Annotated in this window: 17 protein-coding genes; all 17 read right to left on the reverse strand. The window is 55.3% G+C overall.

The genetic code is table 11. The features are described from left to right. Nucleotides 1–1,974, reverse strand: coding sequence for a carbamoyltransferase C-terminal domain-containing protein (locus ACR0J1_RS16320; RefSeq protein ID WP_480734550.1), 1,974 nt, complete (start codon nt 1,972–1,974; stop codon nt 1–3). A gap of 7 nt (nt 1,975–1,981) precedes the next feature. Continuing rightward, nucleotides 1,982–2,686 (reverse strand): hypothetical protein, encoded by a 705-nt coding sequence (locus tag ACR0J1_RS16325; RefSeq protein ID WP_480733608.1) that lies wholly within the window; start codon nt 2,684–2,686, stop codon nt 1,982–1,984. A 38-nt stretch (nt 2,687–2,724) separates the two neighbouring features. Continuing rightward, entirely contained in the window at nt 2,725–3,417 is a 693-nt protein-coding gene (locus ACR0J1_RS16330; protein WP_480733607.1) for a hypothetical protein, read from the reverse strand. A 74-nt stretch (nt 3,418–3,491) separates the two neighbouring features. Next, the gene (locus tag ACR0J1_RS16335) at nt 3,492–3,773 is read right to left on the reverse strand and encodes a hypothetical protein (protein ID WP_480733606.1); all 282 of its coding nucleotides are present in this window, start codon (nt 3,771–3,773) and stop codon (nt 3,492–3,494) included. 474 nt (nt 3,774–4,247) lie between these two features. Continuing rightward, nucleotides 4,248–4,523 (reverse strand): hypothetical protein, encoded by a 276-nt coding sequence (locus tag ACR0J1_RS16340; protein WP_480733605.1) that lies wholly within the window; start codon nt 4,521–4,523, stop codon nt 4,248–4,250. A 54-nt stretch (nt 4,524–4,577) separates the two neighbouring features. Then, nucleotides 4,578–6,800 carry a type IV secretory system conjugative DNA transfer family protein gene (locus tag ACR0J1_RS16345; protein WP_480733604.1) on the reverse strand — a complete coding sequence of 741 codons (2,223 nt, stop codon included), beginning with the start codon at nt 6,798–6,800 and terminating at the stop codon, nt 4,578–4,580. Between the two features lie 36 nt (nt 6,801–6,836). After that, complete coding sequence (locus tag ACR0J1_RS16350; protein WP_480733603.1) at nt 6,837–8,126, reverse strand: TraB/TrbI/VirB10 family type IV secretion system protein; 1,290 nt, start codon at nt 8,124–8,126, stop codon at nt 6,837–6,839. Beyond that, the gene (locus ACR0J1_RS16355) at nt 8,126–8,950 is read right to left on the reverse strand and encodes a TrbG/VirB9 family P-type conjugative transfer protein (RefSeq protein ID WP_480734669.1); all 825 of its coding nucleotides are present in this window, start codon (nt 8,948–8,950) and stop codon (nt 8,126–8,128) included. The genes ACR0J1_RS16350 and ACR0J1_RS16355 overlap by 1 nt, the downstream gene beginning before the upstream one ends. Further along, on the reverse strand, nt 8,950–9,687 hold the full coding sequence (locus tag ACR0J1_RS16360) for a VirB8 family type IV secretion system protein (RefSeq protein ID WP_480733601.1): 738 nt from the start codon (nt 9,685–9,687) through the stop codon (nt 8,950–8,952). The genes ACR0J1_RS16355 and ACR0J1_RS16360 overlap by 1 nt, the downstream gene beginning before the upstream one ends. A gap of 57 nt (nt 9,688–9,744) precedes the next feature. Further along, nucleotides 9,745–10,824 carry a type IV secretion system protein gene (locus ACR0J1_RS16365; protein WP_480733600.1) on the reverse strand — a complete coding sequence of 360 codons (1,080 nt, stop codon included), beginning with the start codon at nt 10,822–10,824 and terminating at the stop codon, nt 9,745–9,747. Then, nucleotides 10,821–11,207, reverse strand: coding sequence for a hypothetical protein (locus ACR0J1_RS16370; RefSeq protein WP_480733599.1), 387 nt, complete (start codon nt 11,205–11,207; stop codon nt 10,821–10,823). The genes ACR0J1_RS16365 and ACR0J1_RS16370 overlap by 4 nt, the downstream gene beginning before the upstream one ends. Beyond that, nucleotides 11,207–11,965 carry a type IV secretion system protein gene (locus ACR0J1_RS16375; protein WP_480733598.1) on the reverse strand — a complete coding sequence of 253 codons (759 nt, stop codon included), beginning with the start codon at nt 11,963–11,965 and terminating at the stop codon, nt 11,207–11,209. Before ACR0J1_RS16375 ends, ACR0J1_RS16370 begins: the two co-directional genes overlap by 1 nt. 24 nt (nt 11,966–11,989) lie before the next feature. Further along, complete coding sequence (locus ACR0J1_RS16380; protein WP_480733597.1) at nt 11,990–12,169, reverse strand: hypothetical protein; 180 nt, start codon at nt 12,167–12,169, stop codon at nt 11,990–11,992. Further along, nucleotides 12,166–14,607: a VirB4 family type IV secretion/conjugal transfer ATPase gene (locus tag ACR0J1_RS16385; RefSeq protein WP_480733596.1), complete on the reverse strand. Its 2,442-nt coding sequence runs from the start codon at nt 14,605–14,607 to the stop codon at nt 12,166–12,168. Before ACR0J1_RS16385 ends, ACR0J1_RS16380 begins: the two co-directional genes overlap by 4 nt. 1 nt (nt 14,608) lies before the next feature. Beyond that, nucleotides 14,609–14,899 (reverse strand): VirB3 family type IV secretion system protein, encoded by a 291-nt coding sequence (locus tag ACR0J1_RS16390; protein ID WP_170456534.1) that lies wholly within the window; start codon nt 14,897–14,899, stop codon nt 14,609–14,611. Next, nucleotides 14,899–15,201 (reverse strand): TrbC/VirB2 family protein, encoded by a 303-nt coding sequence (locus ACR0J1_RS16395; protein ID WP_170456536.1) that lies wholly within the window; start codon nt 15,199–15,201, stop codon nt 14,899–14,901. The genes ACR0J1_RS16390 and ACR0J1_RS16395 overlap by 1 nt, the downstream gene beginning before the upstream one ends. A gap of 28 nt (nt 15,202–15,229) precedes the next feature. Further along, nucleotides 15,230–15,685 carry a lytic transglycosylase domain-containing protein gene (locus ACR0J1_RS16400; RefSeq protein WP_480733595.1) on the reverse strand — a complete coding sequence of 152 codons (456 nt, stop codon included), beginning with the start codon at nt 15,683–15,685 and terminating at the stop codon, nt 15,230–15,232. Nucleotides 15,686–15,784: the final 99 nt, after the last annotated feature.

Genomic DNA, 15,784 nt, shown 5'->3' on the forward strand with positions numbered 1-15,784 from the left:
TTATTGCGATGGGCAGAATTCGAGCATGCCAAGATCAAATGCTCGGATTACGGCTTCTTTGCCCTGTTTCAAATTCTGATTAAACCTTCTGAGAAAATCTGAGAGTTGTACGGGGCTTGAAAGTTCAAGAAACTCGACTGCAATGTCCCGAGATAGCGGAAGAGATCGGTGGTGGTTAATCACTACGAACATTCGTTTCCCTGCCGCTCCGTAGGCGGTGGAAACAATAGTGCCAGGGGTAACTTGAATCGTGCGTTGTGTCGTGGCTTCATCAAGGAAGGGATTCAAATTTCGCTCGTAGGCCATGTCATCGAGCAATAGAACATCTATATCATCTTTTTCTCGAAAGAAATGTATCGCCTGCTCATAGGTTTGCAGAATCGGTTCACCTCGTCCGTTCAACGAAGTGTTAACTAAAATTGGATAACCTGTTAGGTCGCCAAACGCGCCAATGATCTCATGCAAAAATGGATCTTCCTTCTGGTCCAATGTTTGCGCGCGGGTTGAACTATCGGGATGATACAGCGCCGGTAATGCGTCTTGATGCTCGGTATGAATATGGTGGACGAAGTTCATATATGGGCTGATGGTCGGTCCTTTAAGAAACTTTTTGACTGCGCTTGCATGGATTATCGGAGCAACTGGTCGCCAGTCTTGTCTTTCCTTTATCAGATTGAGCCGTGTTTTCGATGATGAGAGAAGAGGTGACGCGAGCAGGCTACGGCCACCAAGTGCACGCGGGCCAAACTCAGAACGCCCGGAACAGCGGGCTATCACAGCCCCGTTTTGTAACCGCTTGGCTATTTCTACTGCTTTCATCTTCCCAATGGACTTAATGAAGGGAGAATGTAGACGCACGGCTGCATTAGGGTTCTGATCCGCACAATCAGGACCTAACCGGTCAGAGACAGGATTCACTCTATAGAGTTGATTTGGAGACGACCAAATGGATTGACCGTAGAAGGCACAACCTACAGAGATTCCCGCATCGTGCGGGGCACTGGGAAAAAAATATTGGTCAAAGAGTTGACTGGCGCCAATCTTTGAATTCACCAAAATATTAAGAAATGTACCGCCCGCAACTGTAAAGTTTCGCGATAAATCATGATGTTGTGCGCGCCGCGCATACGCGAGACAGGCCCGTTCGAGTGCGTCCTGAACGCATTGTGCTAGCCCAATGTGTGCAAGCGGGTCGTTGGAAACTTGCAGCAGCGCTTGCCAATCATTGTAGAAAGTGACGCGATCTTCCTTATCTACTACCAGAGGAACAATACTGTCTTGACCGGATTGTTGGTGACCATTTGTCAGCGAAGCAAGGGCCATTAATTGACCGTGAGCATTCTCTGATCCAAAAACGAAGCGTGCAACATTATCGTACATACTGGAAACGCTATCGACAAAGATCTCCGGTGCGGGATGGGGTTTCGTGAATTCGCGCTCTAACAATTGTGGGCCGTTTCCGTCAATCCTGTAGATTGACATGCATTCAGTCTTCAACTCTGACAGTGCTGCCTGGGTCGATAAGCGGGCGCTAAAAGCTTCCATTCCGAGTGCAAAATCTAACCCGTCGTAGGTGGAAGAACCTGCACGATCAAGAACCAAGACAGTTGCATTGTCAAATCCAGAGCACCCAAAGCTCGAAACCGCATGAGCAAGATGGTGTGAGATAAACTGCAAGCGAGGATCTTGTAGGGAAAATGCCTCGAAACTGTCGTCGATCAGAGGTAAGTGCATTCCCACGCCACCGGGAGCAGCAGATTGTATGCAAATGACAATATCTGTCACGTCTGTCATCTGTAATCCCGCAGATGCGACACATTCTGATATCGGAATGCTGGAGTTCAAAACAGCGCGACCATCGTGCTTTTTACGCGATAGGCGCTCTTGCTGCACTGCGCTGCGCAATTCTCCATCGACAACCAACGCACAGGATGCATTGTGGCCGAGATGCAAACCCAAACTTATTCTATGCATGATCCGATCAACCGAGCGGATGGAAGCCGAAAGTGAGGATGGTGACAGCTTCGTTTTTCGCGATTGGTTCGCGACCGTGGGTTATGCTACCAGCGAACATGATGATAATGTCGCCGGGATTGAGGTCAAAGCGCTCTGGACTCGCCTCACTAGGATAGAGCACAAGATGCGAGCAAGAAGTATCAACGCGAGTATGCTCCAACATTAGCAAAACATTGAGCGAAAAAATGTCAGTGTCGATATGCGGCGCGATACCCTGACCTGTTCGATCATAGAAAATATAACTCGCAATGCCAGTGGGTTGAACATCCCCCGCGTAGGTGCGAACAAATTCTTGAAGTGCTTCTGACAAAGCTAGAGTGTTCGCAATTTCACCACCGTAACCAAGGAAATGGTCCGTGTTGTCTCGGGCTGATTGGCGGGTTTCCCTTGCTTCTGCTTGTAGTGAGTTAAGCAAGTCGTCGGTTATGAAATCTGGGCGCCCAAGCCAAGCTACGCCATTCCTTGATATCCGGTGGCTGTATGGCTGGAGGCCCGTTATGCAATTTCCAACTATATCAAAAACCGCACGGTTTTCCACTTCGTCGGCGACAGCGCTGTCTGGAGCCAAACCACCGGCAGCCAAGCCCAACAGCATCTTATAGTTAGCTCGCTCTCCCTCATCAAGTGTATTGTTGAAATCCAGCAGTTTAGCAGTAATACTTTGTGACATTTTGTAATCTCCGAGCAAAAGTCGATCTGTGGTCGTGTTCAAACTGGTTTGAATCCGAAAGCCACGATTCTAACGATTTCGTTTTTCTTCATTTTCTCGCGAGCATGCATCACGCTATCGGCGTAAAAAATTATTAGCTCGCCGCGCTTCAGGTCAAGCCGAATTGGTTCTCGGTCTTTGGGATAAAGCACCAGGCAGGACGGTTGATCTATATGTTTATGGTCCAACATCAAAATGGTGTTGAGCGGGAATTCGTGGTTATCAATATGGGGTTCAATCCCCATACCTTCAGTGTCGTAGTACAGATAGTTTGTCTTGCCGGTGGGCACCACCGCGCCAGCCCCGTCAGACACCAGATCCCTAAGTTGCTCAGAAAAAGCAACCAATTTTGCCGCTTTCTGGCCGGTTGATACAAGGTGGTCTGTAAATCGTTCGGACTCGGGGTATAAATGACGCGACTCGGCATCAAGCATATCCAGAAGTTCGTCGGTCATAAATTCGGGGCGACCTCGGTATATTATTCCATCAGGTCTCATTTCTTTTCTATTTGGCTGCAAGTTTGAAATGGCAGCTAATGATGCTTTGTAGGCGCCGGAGCTAGCAGTATTCTCGGCGGTGTCAGAGCTAGAAAGAAATCCACCGCATGCAAGCGACAGCAGCAGCTTGTAGTGTTCTCGATCCTCATTAGAAAGATTATTTGACAGATCTGAAAGTTTTGCCTCTAAACACATATTGGGCCTTTTAATGAATCTGGTATATTTGTAGAAGCAACGCAATAATATCGCGTTGCTTCGTCGTTTTTAGATTACCGTATATTCAGCGCCTTCGGTAACGCCAATATTTCGCTGCGGATTTTCGAAGTAGCCGCCGCAGAAATTGGCTTCACATACGCAAGCTTTTCCTCGACATTGGCATCGTGCTGAAGATTGGAAAGATGCCCTGCGGCTGAATTGATAATTTCATCGAAAACGGCCCGCTCTTCTTCCCCCAGGTCTTCCTTGAGGGCTGCAAGCTTCCCTGTCAGCGTGGATAGAGACTGCTCCAAGTCTTCTCCGGTCAGCTCTGAGCGATAAAGTGAATCAGACATCACGTAGTACCTTTCTTGGCTAAAATGTGGTCAGCAAAAAAATTGTTTTGCTAACCCTAAGATAGCGCCATTTCCAAACCGCGCAACCTAGAGTAACCTCAAGTGATGGGAGTTTGGAATTCCCTAAAGTATCAAAGTGATAGTTGCGTGCGCGCGCGGGCAGACCGCAAATTTTACATGCCCACCAGCAAGTATCCGCCTACAAAATCACCTCTATCTATATAGTGCGGTTGGGTCTTTTCTTACTTGTGTAATCAGTTGATTCGAACGTGCTCCGTTTGCCAAAAAGCGTGGGCCGATGAGGCATCAGCTTGATCGTGTAGCCGTCTATATTGAACAGATTCTACCACTGATGTGGCACAGCAACCCGCCACCCGAGAACGCAAGCCACCCTTCACCTAAGAAGGTTTTCGGGCTTACCCCTCATCCCTTATGATACAATCCTGCCCCCTACCGGAATCGGCCCCATTAAGCCTATCTGTCACTAACTGGTATCGGAATTCTCACGTTTGGATCGACCCTGCGACTGCCTTCCAGCACTGCCACTGCCGTCTCGTTCAACAGATTGGCAACCTCCATCGCGTCCTCTGGCGAGAAGAAGTGAACCTGTTCCCGCTCGCCGTCATTGACGAACAGTGTCACAAGTTTACCGGCTCTGGGTGTTTCTGTTCCTGTTGCTGAGACGGTTCGTGGTTTGGATTTTGCTGTTGTGAGCGGGTCGTTATCAGGCATGTTGTTCGGCGTTTTCATCGGGCTTGGCCTCTTTTTGAAGAATGTCGGAGAGATGGAACAACAGCAGCCGGACTAGGCCAGCTGCGCGCTTTCTCCGGTAAACAGAGGCATCAACCTGTTGACTAGCTCGTCAGGTGAGAGGCGATGTGCCAGATCCGCAAGTTCGGGCTCACTGTCTGGGTTGACCGGTGCCAGATTCAAGAGGCTGCCGAGGTTGTCCGCAAAGCTCGGCGCCTTCACCGTTTCGATTGCCTGCGTCAGCTGGCGGTCTTCGGCTGTTTCTCCGGCATCGGCAGCCTCGCGCGGATCTTCGAAATACCCATAGCCGGCCACACCCTGATCAAGATACCCGTTATACTCAGGCGGATCAAAAACACGTTGTCCAGTGACGGCCGCACGCTGCGACAAGGACGGTTTGGCGACAGGCTCAGGCTCCGGTTCTTCGGCATTGGCCGAGTTTGAGGAACCGGCATCCTTCAGGAACTCATCATATCGGGTCACAACGCCATCTTTGACCACGGGAACATCCGGCCAGGGCTTGCCCTTCTGACTGTCATTCAGCGCTTTGAATCGATGGTCTTTATAGTAGGACACCCGGTTCGTGCGGATCGGGAACATGCCCTTGCCGGTGATAATGACCTCTTCCTTGCCGAGACGGCCGATTTCTTCGGGGGTGAGCAAAGCCCGGCTTTTCTCGGACCAGCTCTCAGACCGGCCGGGCTCTTTCGACCAGTTGCGCCCTGAGACGGATTTTTGCGTCACCGTCTTGTTGCCAAGTGCGTTGGACAGCTTTTTCTTGGTCTCTTCGGAATTCGGTGTCAGCCAAACATGCAGATGCGAGCTTTCCGTCAATATCTCTTCACCTGCAGGTCCATAGTGTTCACGCAGTGAGGCCGGCGATTGCACAATCAGACACAAGCGACCACCATAGCCGGGCAGGGTAGTCACAGCATCGAGCACGCCTTGCATTTTCCCCAACGAATGAAACTCATCGATCAGAAACAGGACGGGTAGGAAATCCTCACCCGAAGCCATGAGACGCCGACGCAGCGCGTTGATGGCGCATTGGATGAACAGACGCACCAAAGGCCGCGACACCTGCTTGTGCGCCTCCGGAATCGAGATGTAGCAGGTCCGCGGTTCCCAACGCATCGATTCAAAGTCGAAGTCATTGGCCTTTGTCGCGCGCGCGATCGCAGGGTTGCGCCAGGCATTCAGCCCCCCGCCCATCAACACCGACAGGTAAATCCCCAGCTGTTTGTTGTCTTGGCCGGCCATGCGCAGCATCGCGCCTTTGGAGACCGGATCTGGCGCGCGTGGGGCGAGGGCGGCAAACATGCCCTTGTAATCCGGTATCTCATCATCGCCCGCCACTTCCGGCGTCAACACCTGAAGAACCCGGCCGAGCGACGGTTCAGGTTCGTTGCAGACGATGGCGGCCGCGGCCTCGAAGATTTCCTGCGCATCTTCCATCAATGACGCCTCAGCGCCGGTTGAACTTTTGGGCGAGAGCAGCGCGGCGCTGATTTCCGAGATCCGCACAAGCCGGTCTTCCAGATCTCCCATTGCCGCAATCTCAACCAGCGGGTTGAAGCTGTGCGATCGGCCGACAAGTGACCCGTCCGGGTTATTCGGAAACTGCACATCGAAAGGCGATAGGACCCGCACCTTGTCGCCCTTTGCCAACCGCCGCCGCGACGTGGTTTCAAAAAGCTCGCCTTTCACATCGTAGACGATGAGAGAGCCTGGGTAGTCGAGCAGGGTGGGGACAACGATACCGACACCTTTACCGGATCGAGGCGGACCCGAGACAAGCACCGTGCCCTGGTCATCCGTTTGGGCGCGCAGGTGAGGGGCTTTCTTCTCCGGTTTGCCCAGTTTGCCCAGCACCAGGCCCCAATCACTGATCAGACGCGCTGCGCGGATCTCTTTGGTCGTCGCCCAGCGTGCATCCCCATGCGCATCAGTCGCGGTCACCCCAAACACCATGCCGCCGAAGAGATAAGCAAGGCCGGCCCCGGTCATCAACCCGAGGGTGATGCCACCCCAAAGCACCAGGTCCCAATCCTTTTGGTGCAGACTATTGCGCTGGCTGAGCAGGAGCCAAGGTCGCCATGTTTCAATATCGCCATTCACCTTCCAGGCTATCAACAGCGCGGCCCAGAGCGGGATGCTGAGGACGCCAACTGCTATCGTATAGGGAAGGTGGGTCTTTGCCTGTATGGTGCTCATGGCATTCTCCTTCAGGACAAGAATGTTAAGGGGTGGAGAGTTCGAAAACGCTGCGGGGCACAACCATGTTGCGCCCCGCCTGGAATGACGCTCAAGGGGTCACATATAGAGGTCTCGCGATACGAACACGTTGATGTGCTCGCCCTGATTCACCCAGATTGTCGGCGGGATCGACAGGTACTCCTCAAAGGCATCCTGACCGGAATTCGCAAAGCCATCGGTGCCGGTGGACAGATCGTTCTCGCTCAGAGTGCGATTTCCGAAGCTCGATATGCCCGAGAAGATCGAGATGAAGAACGCCGCTTCAAACTTGAGGCCAAAGTGGTGCTGCACATTGCCCGTCAGACCAGCCCGGCCGAGACCATCGACGCCGCGTGACCCGATCATGATGGAGCGCTTGTCCGTTGTCATCACCCGGTTCCAGGCCACCAGAACCCGGCGCTGACCAAGGGAGATATCCGACGAATATTCACCAATCAGCGTTGAGCCTTTGGGTATCAGGATCGTGGTTGCATCCGCTGACCACACATCCCGGCTTATGGTGGCTTTCAGTTCACCGGGAAGATCGGACGATATTGCTGTATCCAGAACGCCCGGAATCATGGTGCCTTGTGTGATCAGACGATGGACATCCTGCAGCTGCGTGGCCCGCGACGTCTGGACGGTACGAGATGCAGCGGCATCGAGGAAGTCGTTGCCCGTGCTGTTATTCGAGCCGCCGCCAGCACCGGCCCCAGCAGCACTGCGCCCAAGGCTATTGGTCAAAGGCTGGGTCAACCGATCTTCTTCAGCCGCAACGGCATCCTGTATCGCATCGCCCTGCTGTGCCGGTTCAGACGTTTGGCCCGGTTCTGTAATCGGCCGGTTGGCTTGAATCCGCGCAATCAGCTCCCGTTGACGCCGTTCCGCCGCTAATCGATCCTCTTCCAGCTTTTTTAGGAACGCCTCGAGGGCCTGTTCTTGCCGTTCGGTGCGTTTTTCCAGCGCCGCGAGGGCCGCTGCATCAAGATCCGGGGTAGGGGTTTCTGTTGCCGTTTCTTCAACGGGTGCCTCGGTCTGTGCAGCTGCAATCAGTTCGCGCAATTCCGCCAGCTCAGCCTCCAGAATGGCAACGCGCGGGTCAGGCTCTTGTTCAACCTGGGGCAATGGTTCCGTTGGCACGGTTCCAAACAGGGTGCCCCCCTGATTACGCTGATCCGGCGTCTGGTTGACCTCGGGAATGATGCTGCCGCGTCGGCCGCTTTCATCCCCGCCGCTGTTGATCCAGAGGAACAAGCCAACAAAGGCAACCAAGGCACCGATGCCGAGGATCATGGGCAGGTTCAGACCGTTTTTTTCTTCCTCAGAGCCTACGATGCGGTTTTCAAGCAGTTTGTTTTTCTCAGACATCAGCGGTTCTCCCCACCTTGACGTGAATTGCGCTGTGACGTTGATGACGAAACCCTGCGCGGCTTATTCGGGTCGCGGTTCTGGTCGATTTCATAGAGGGGGATGTTGAACACGCAGACGACATACGGCCCGTCGCGCAGGACAAGGCGCGGATAAACACCGGTCACGACAATGGTCCCGTCTGTCAGATCCGTTGAGTTGACCAGACGTTCGCGCCCTTTTGCGTCCATGGCAAAGACAGCAGGCCGCACGCTTTGCTGTTTCAGGCGCAGGTAGGTCTTGCGCCCATCATCAAAGGCCACTTCTGGTCGCAACAACCTGTCACCGCTGGCGCTGTATTGGAGATTGGCAGGCCGCCCGGTGGTGTTAAATGCCGTCTGGATGTTCCCGGCTTGTCGCGGTTTGAAGCCCTTTTTCTGATCCGGATAGCTGAACCGATAGAGAAACCCGACATTATCAGGTGGACCGGCTTCATGCGCCTGAAGGAGAAATACATAGCTGCGCAGGTTGGTTTGCAGAATGAGGTTGCTCGCCTGCGTGGTGGCATGTTTGGCCTTCAGGACAAAGCCGTTGCCAGCGGTCAGAGGGATAAAGTCCCAGGTCTTTGGATCGCCCCGAACCTCATCGACCATCTGTTCATCGTCTTGAAGGTGAATGCTGAGCGCATATCCCCGCGAAACATCGATCTTGTAGACCTCGTCGGGGTGATACACAAGTGTCCGGACCCGCGCGTCCGTGCGTGTGCCCCGTCCTTTCTGTTCAGCTGAGACAGAGGCCGCGCCAAGCGCCAGCATCACAGCCACAGTGCAAATCAAACGCAGCATTATCGCGCCTCCTCATCCAGTCGGTAGTTGGCGACACAAAAGCCGGTTGGGTTGTTCCAACGCTCTTCCAGTGTCATGTTTCCGGTGCGGTCGAACTCGTACCCAATCGTGACTACGAAATTCCGTGTCGTAACCGGGGCGCCCTGTTGTTGGCGCGCGCTTTTCGTGACGCGCAGCGTGGCCGAGTTTGAGCTGTTCAGCGTGACAGACCGAATACGGACATCAACGCGGCCGTAGTTGCCGTAGATGTTCATGGGGCTGTTCGGATTTTCCTCATCATAGAGAGCAGCCAGATCCTCGGCGGCCCCGCCACAGGTTCGCCCATACACATCGGTCAGCCGCTCACGCTGATCGTGCGCGTCATAGGTTTCCCGATCACGGGCATACTGGAACAACAACGCCTGCGTGACATATTCGTCATCGTCCAGCGTCAGATCGCCCAGACGGGATTCCACGTTGACCAAGCCGGTATGCTTGTCGACAGTCATTGTGATGGGCACGACCTGTTTGAGCGGAGCGAGGCCCATAACGGCCGCAACGCCCATGACGCCGATCAGTGCGCCGATCCCGCCGATGACATAGGCAATCCGCGCTCTGCGCCGCATCGACAGATACATCTCATCTTCCCAGAGGTCGTGGCCGTCGTGAATGTTGGTGGTATCGGGCAGGGGAGAGCCCTGATACTGCCCGTCAGGATTGAGCGGATCGGGCCTCAAATCTGCTGTTGCATGTTGCATCTGGTGACTCCTCGTCTGTCGCGGGGCCAGCCCGACAGTGTTTTCAATGAGTTCTGATCAGTTTCCGCGCTGTCTTGCGTCTTCGGCCATACGTTCGGCACCGCGCCTCACCGAGTCGCGAATGCGCTGGTTATTGGCCTCAGTCCCTGATGGTTTGTCGGCTTCATTCACCGCACTTGCGCGCTGATTGGAGACGTCGCCCAAGTTGTTGCCGCCAGAGTTTACGCCAGTCAGCTGGCCACCCAGAAGTTTCATACCGGCCTGACCAGTACCTTTGATCTGAGATTCACCGAGGTTGAGAGCTGCGCCGCCGATCCGCTGTGCGATCATCGGACAGATCAGCAACAGCCCGGCTGTAATCCCGCTGATTCCTGCCAGTTTGAACATCTCAAGAGGGATGTCTGCTCCGGAAAGAACGCCACTTGAAACAGATTCCGAAACATCCTCTGTGGCGGCCAGAGCAATACCCATCACGCCAAAGAGCAAAACCTGGAACAAAATCAGCATGGTTATTCCACGCACCCAGCCATTAAATATCTCGGCGGAGCTGCGGAGGTAGGCCCAGACGGCCAGTACAGGGAAAATGGCCAACAATATCGCCAGAAGGACCTTGGAAGAAACGAGCAAAGCCAGAGCAACAATGATCATCACAAGGATGAAAAACGACGCAAGCAAAGCCATAAGAACTACGCCCAGTGCATCACCACCAAGGTAATCTGTCACCCCATACGACCCTAATGCAGTCGTGATGTTTCTGAACGATGTGTCAGCAACATCAGCAAAAGCAGAGGCGACGCCACCCGCATCGCCGCGCCCTCCGAAGCTGCCGATGATTGTGTTGCCGACATTGACGGGGAATTGCGTGACAAAGGGATAAATGTACTGGGTCCAGAGCGCCCCACCCGAAACAGCCAGATAAAACAATGTGAACCGAAATGCGAAGGTAATAAAGCCGTCGAGGGAAAAACTGCCCCGGAATCCGGCCGTAACCGCCCAGACCGCAAGTGCTCCGCCGGCGAGCAGGGTCAGGAATTCAGCGCTTGGGGTAGCAAGCGCCTGAAACACTTGCTGCGATCCACCGTTTATAAGTCTGTCAAAGCTCTGATCAGTACCGACAAGGAAATCTCTGATGCTCATGACCCATCATTCCTTTTTCTGTATTTCAGGATGCAGTCTTTCATGGCTCGCTCTGCTTCTGAGAAGGCATTCGATGCGAGTCCGTACTGTTCAGAAATCTCTTCGACGGACATGCTCATCAGATCGTCGTCGATTTCGATTTCTTCTGTGATACGCACGTCCAGTTCCGGCATGGGTTCACCGGCTTCAAAAGCGGCTTCGCACTTTTCAGCGAATGCGAACCTGACCTCGCCTGCCTTGCGAGTGAGAGATGCGCGACGAGCATCCGACAACCGCGACTTTTCCCGCTTTTCATCCGCCGTCAAAGCAAGTGCTGGCTGCACCGTTGCAAGAGGAGCGGCGACGAAAGCAGCGATGAGTAGGGCGTGAGTGGGAATGCGCATCAGTTTGATCCTTCAGGTCTGTACGCCTGACGCGCGACGATATCCTGACCGCGCAGACGCTGGTTTACGATTGCGGCGTCCAGCTGACCTTGTGCAGAGAGGGTCTGCAACAAACTGGCGAGCATCATGCCGTTCTCAATCGCTATGCGTGTATTCAGATCGATGCTAGCTTTCAGATCACCGGTCGCGGAAATCTGCTCACGATACCCGTCATAGCGTTCCATCGCTTCACCAGCCCCGGCAAAGCCTTCCTCGGCAATTGCCAGCCCGGCCATGCTCGATCCGGAAACCAGATCATGTGACCTTGTTGCTGGATCTTCCGCCGAACGTCCCAACGCCTGCAGCCCGCTCAACGGCTGAAAGTCCACCCGCAACTCTTCCATGTGATTGCTCAGGCGGCGGTTCACCGAATTGCCGGTCATAGAGAGTGTGGAAAGGGACGAGGACAGCTTGCGCGGGGTTATGTCGCCACTGAACAGGTTGCTGATCGTTTCACGCGCGCCGGTGATGGCACTGTGCGTCGCCCGCGCCTGGCGCAACTGTTCCTGAAGCTCGTTCAGCTGCAACAGGGCGTTGTCCAGAATCTCAGTGTTCAGACCGACCATTTCGCCACTGGAATTCAGCAATGCGATCAATTCCGCATGTTCTGTGACACTATAGGTTGGCACACCCTGGGCTTTGGCTGGGCCGGAGGCTCCGACAAATCCGGCAAGTGCAAGGGCAACAACCGCGGCGGTGCTTTTGAGAATGGTCTTCATTGTCTTGTCCTTTCAGGGGAGGGGTCAGATTTTGCCCGCGCTGAGCGGCAGGGTGGTGGAAAGGCCGGTTTGGGGGACCGGCTCTGCGTCTGAGATGTTGCAATTGGCCTTCAGCTCGCGGGGCGGATCGAGTGCATCACCGGTAATGGTGCAGGCTCCGAGAAGCGGCAGGCCAAGGGCAACGAAAACAAGTTTGCGGATCATTGGGAGGGCTCCTGTGGGGCTTTGGGGGTCATGTAGGCATCGAGCCAGCCGTCTTCGCCGTGTTCAGCGCGCAGCTGGTCCATCTCGGCAACGCTGTCGCCGGTGGCTGACAACACCCGGTAGAATTGCTCGGGAAGCTCAAGCCGCGTTGACACAACGGCGGACCCGTCTCCGTCATTGATCAGCACAAGACGGGATTTGGGTGGCATGGACGATACAGCGTTGAACTCGGCATCAGTGAGCCGGAATGCATCCACATAGGTTTTGTGGTCCGCTTTGGGGTTGGCAAAGAAGATGCGGTTTTCTGTCGATTGGATCAGCGTGTCCGAGATTGAAGATTTGGCGGCATCTGACGTTTCCTGCGTCATGAAGACCAGAATGCCATCCAGCTTCCGGATGGTTTTGATCCAATCCTGAATTCGGGGGCCAAACCGGGGGTCATCAAACAAAGCCCATGCCTCATCAACACTGATGATCAGCGGTTTGCCTTCTGCCAGTTTGCGCTCGATCCGGTAGAACAGGTAATCCAGCAGGGGCAGGCGAATGTCTGAGGCTTTGAGCAGGGCCGTCATGTCAAATGCGGTCACGGCCTGATCGAGGCTGAAACTGTCCTCATTGTTGTCGAATAGCCATGCGCGACTACCGGACCCATACCATTTGCTCAGCGCATCGAGCAGCTGCACAGGCGCGTCAGCATCGTCAACAGAGCGCAGCGTGTCGGCAAAATCCGAAAATGTGCGCAGCGCGGGATCACCCGATGCAAGGCGGCGCAGGCCAGTGGCAATCCGACGTTCCTGTTCCGGGGTGAGTTTTTCTGTGCCTGTCAGGCGTTGAATGAAACCCTCAAGCCATTCGATCCCAACCTCATCGGTGGCGACAGCAAACGGATTGAAGCCGAGGTTCATGCCGGATTTCAGATGAAGGTATGTGCCGCCAATCGCCCGGATGAATGTCTCGGACCCACGATCCTTGTCAAAGGCGATGACATGCGGGTGTTCGGGCAACCGGTAGCAGCTGGACATGAGGAAGTTCGCCAGCAGGGTTTTGCCTTCACCGGTCGCCCCAAAGATTGCTGTGGTTCCTGGCCCCTTGGACTTGTCAGAGCCTTCACGGTGGAAAGAGAACCAATAGGGCGTACCGCCCAGCGTCCGGAACGCCGCCACAGGCCCACCCCAGCGCAGTTTTTTCCGCGATCCCGTCGGCCAGGAATGCAGGTTGGCGAAATCGGCAAAGTTCTTGTCGGACACAAGGCGTTTCTTGCTTCGGGTCTGATAGGCAAAGTTGCCGGGCAGCTGCGCCCACCAGGCCGCCTCCAAGCCTATGTCTTCGCGCCGAGTGCGCAGATCCGCGCCAGTAAGACAGGAATTCACCCGCGTGGCTGCGTCTTCTAACTCCTCGCGCGTGTCGCCCAAAACAGACACCGTGAAGTGATGCCGTCCAATGGACATGGCACGGGAGGCAACCGCATCGCGCGCCTCATTCAGATCCTTTTGTAGCGACTCCGCCTCATCGCCTGCATCTGCCATGCCTCGCTTGGCGTCACGGATCTTTGTGCCGCCTGACACGCGATCCATCGGCGCATAGCATTGGGTGGCAATGAACTCGCAGCGTTCCCCCAGAAGCTCATCGAACATGTAGTATTTTGACCGTTCCGGGTAGGCATTGACCGCAAAGACAGCCGCAAACCGATCCTTGTCCCCGCCCGGCGACAAGCTTTGAACATGGTCTTTGCGGAAAGTGATACGCCCGTTTGGCACGGCATCCGCCAGATGGGTCCAGACGGATGGGGCCTTTTGCCAAATCCCGCTTTGCAGCATCGAGAGAAATGACAAAGTGCGGCTGCGATCTGCCTCTGACCCGGTGAGCCGGCGCGCGCCAAACACTGACAGATCGCGCTTCGCCTGTTCTGCCGCCACATGCAGGGCCTTGCGGTTCTTTTCGCGGGCGGCACTTGCGGCTGGATCTGTTGTTGCAGAGCGCAGAGACCGCAGCCCGGCATCCAGCAACCGTTTGCCGCTGGTATAAGGACGGCGAACGATTGTTAGGAAGTGGAGCAGCTCATAGGTCTCGTCCTGGTTCAGCTGAGCGCGATAGTGGCGGTCCAGGTCTTCGGAAAAGCCGGGGCCGTTCACAGGGGGCAGCGTGTCGGACAGCTTCACTTTTGTGCGAATGATATGGCTATAGAATGCTGTCCGGTTGTCTTCAAAGCTGGACGCAAGCCGGGCGAGCGTATCATTCGCGGCTTTGATTGCCGCTCGGTCAGCGGTTTCGTGGATGAACCCGGTTAGTTCCAATACCGCCACCAGATCACCGTTGCTCGTCGTGAATGTTCCGTCCGACAGGAAGCGAACAAACGGGATATGCGTGGTCGCTGGCACCTCTCGCGCGGCGCGGTGCGCTGACGGCATGGCCTTTTGAATCTCCGGGTGCATATTCATATCAGTCTCCGGCGTAAGAATTGCCGCCCCAGTAGGGCTTGTTCGGGGTGAACAGTTTGCAGTCAGCCATGGTGGCGACATGATCCGGTAGGTACGGATCGACGCTCACGACCCAGCGGGCAGCGGCATAAGACGGGGCAACGGCCAGCAATCCCCAGAAGCCCAAAAAGCCCTGTGTCATGATGAACGTCATCAGGGGAATGCTGAGCGCCACGATGTGAAACGTCATCGGCATCCCGGCCCTCTCAGAAGGCCGGGTAATCGCCTGGAATATACGGTTATCGTCGCCCATCAGGTCGCAAATCCCTGAATGGCTTCGGCAATGCCAAATGCACCGTAGAAGATGCCCAGCACGACGAGGATCACAAAGAAATGGCCCCATGTGACCGGCACGCGGGGGCTGGCGGCCGAGATCCCAGCCAGCGCAATGGCGGCACCACCGAGCAGAATACCATTGGCGCCGGTCACAAAGGTGCGGATTTGGGTCAGGATAGACACCGGGGCGTCAAACAGCGATTGCGCCATGGCCGGGCTGCTGAGTGCCATGAACGCCAGCAATGTCAGCACGGCGACGTTTTGAGGGTTCCGGTTCATTTATAGTAGTCTCCTTGGACTGGGGTGTTCAGGCGTCGGGCGGAAGCCCGGCCCCTTCAAGAACGGTTGCGACGTAGTGGGTGGTTTCCGAGTAAGGCGGGACGCCCTCATAGCGTTCCACGGCTCCGGGTCCGGCGTTGTAGGCGGCGAGCGCCAGACGCCATGTGCCGAACTTCAGGAACATGGCTTTGAGATACCGCGCGCCGCCATCTAGGTTCTGAACCGGGTCATGCGGATCTACCCCAAGGGCGGCGGCAGTGGGCGGCATCAGCTGGGCTAAACCGAGCGCACCTTTTGGGCTGACCGCGTTGGTATTCCAGCGGCTTTCCTGATGAACCAGCGCATGAAACAGCGGCACCGGAACACCGTGGCGTTTGGCGGCGCGCTCCGCTTCATCGGCCCATTCGCCCTTGGCACGCGGGGTTGCGATCCTTGATACGACCTGTTCAGAGTTGCCGCCATCCTCATATATGAGGCAAACCATTGCACCTGCCCGGAATGCCGGTTCCAGGCAGGTGCGGGCGGGGGCGGTCGCACACAGCAAGCGCCTTCCACTCAACAGCGGGCCATCACGGCTCGCGCA

The sequence above is a fragment of the Ruegeria sp. CJ3 genome (assembly GCF_056536725.1).

Coding starts and splice junctions, on each gene's coding strand:
- ACR0J1_RS16320 (WP_480734550.1), bottom strand. CDS start 1,974: ATGCATAGAATAAGTTTGGGTTTGCATCTCGGCCACAATGCATCCTGT.
- ACR0J1_RS16325 (WP_480733608.1), bottom strand. CDS start 2,686: ATGTCACAAAGTATTACTGCTAAACTGCTGGATTTCAACAATACACTT.
- ACR0J1_RS16330 (WP_480733607.1), bottom strand. CDS start 3,417: ATGTGTTTAGAGGCAAAACTTTCAGATCTGTCAAATAATCTTTCTAAT.
- ACR0J1_RS16335 (WP_480733606.1), bottom strand. CDS start 3,773: ATGTCTGATTCACTTTATCGCTCAGAGCTGACCGGAGAAGACTTGGAG.
- ACR0J1_RS16340 (WP_480733605.1), bottom strand. CDS start 4,523: ATGAAAACGCCGAACAACATGCCTGATAACGACCCGCTCACAACAGCA.
- ACR0J1_RS16350 (WP_480733603.1), bottom strand. CDS start 8,126: ATGTCTGAGAAAAACAAACTGCTTGAAAACCGCATCGTAGGCTCTGAG.
- ACR0J1_RS16355 (WP_480734669.1), bottom strand. CDS start 8,950: ATGCTGCGTTTGATTTGCACTGTGGCTGTGATGCTGGCGCTTGGCGCG.
- ACR0J1_RS16360 (WP_480733601.1), bottom strand. CDS start 9,687: ATGCAACATGCAACAGCAGATTTGAGGCCCGATCCGCTCAATCCTGAC.
- ACR0J1_RS16365 (WP_480733600.1), bottom strand. CDS start 10,824: ATGAGCATCAGAGATTTCCTTGTCGGTACTGATCAGAGCTTTGACAGA.
- ACR0J1_RS16370 (WP_480733599.1), bottom strand. CDS start 11,207: ATGCGCATTCCCACTCACGCCCTACTCATCGCTGCTTTCGTCGCCGCT.
- ACR0J1_RS16375 (WP_480733598.1), bottom strand. CDS start 11,965: ATGAAGACCATTCTCAAAAGCACCGCCGCGGTTGTTGCCCTTGCACTT.
- ACR0J1_RS16380 (WP_480733597.1), bottom strand. CDS start 12,169: ATGATCCGCAAACTTGTTTTCGTTGCCCTTGGCCTGCCGCTTCTCGGA.
- ACR0J1_RS16385 (WP_480733596.1), bottom strand. CDS start 14,607: ATGAATATGCACCCGGAGATTCAAAAGGCCATGCCGTCAGCGCACCGC.
- ACR0J1_RS16390 (WP_170456534.1), bottom strand. CDS start 14,899: ATGGGCGACGATAACCGTATATTCCAGGCGATTACCCGGCCTTCTGAG.
- ACR0J1_RS16395 (WP_170456536.1), bottom strand. CDS start 15,201: ATGAACCGGAACCCTCAAAACGTCGCCGTGCTGACATTGCTGGCGTTC.
- ACR0J1_RS16400 (WP_480733595.1), bottom strand. CDS start 15,685: ATGGTTTGCCTCATATATGAGGATGGCGGCAACTCTGAACAGGTCGTA.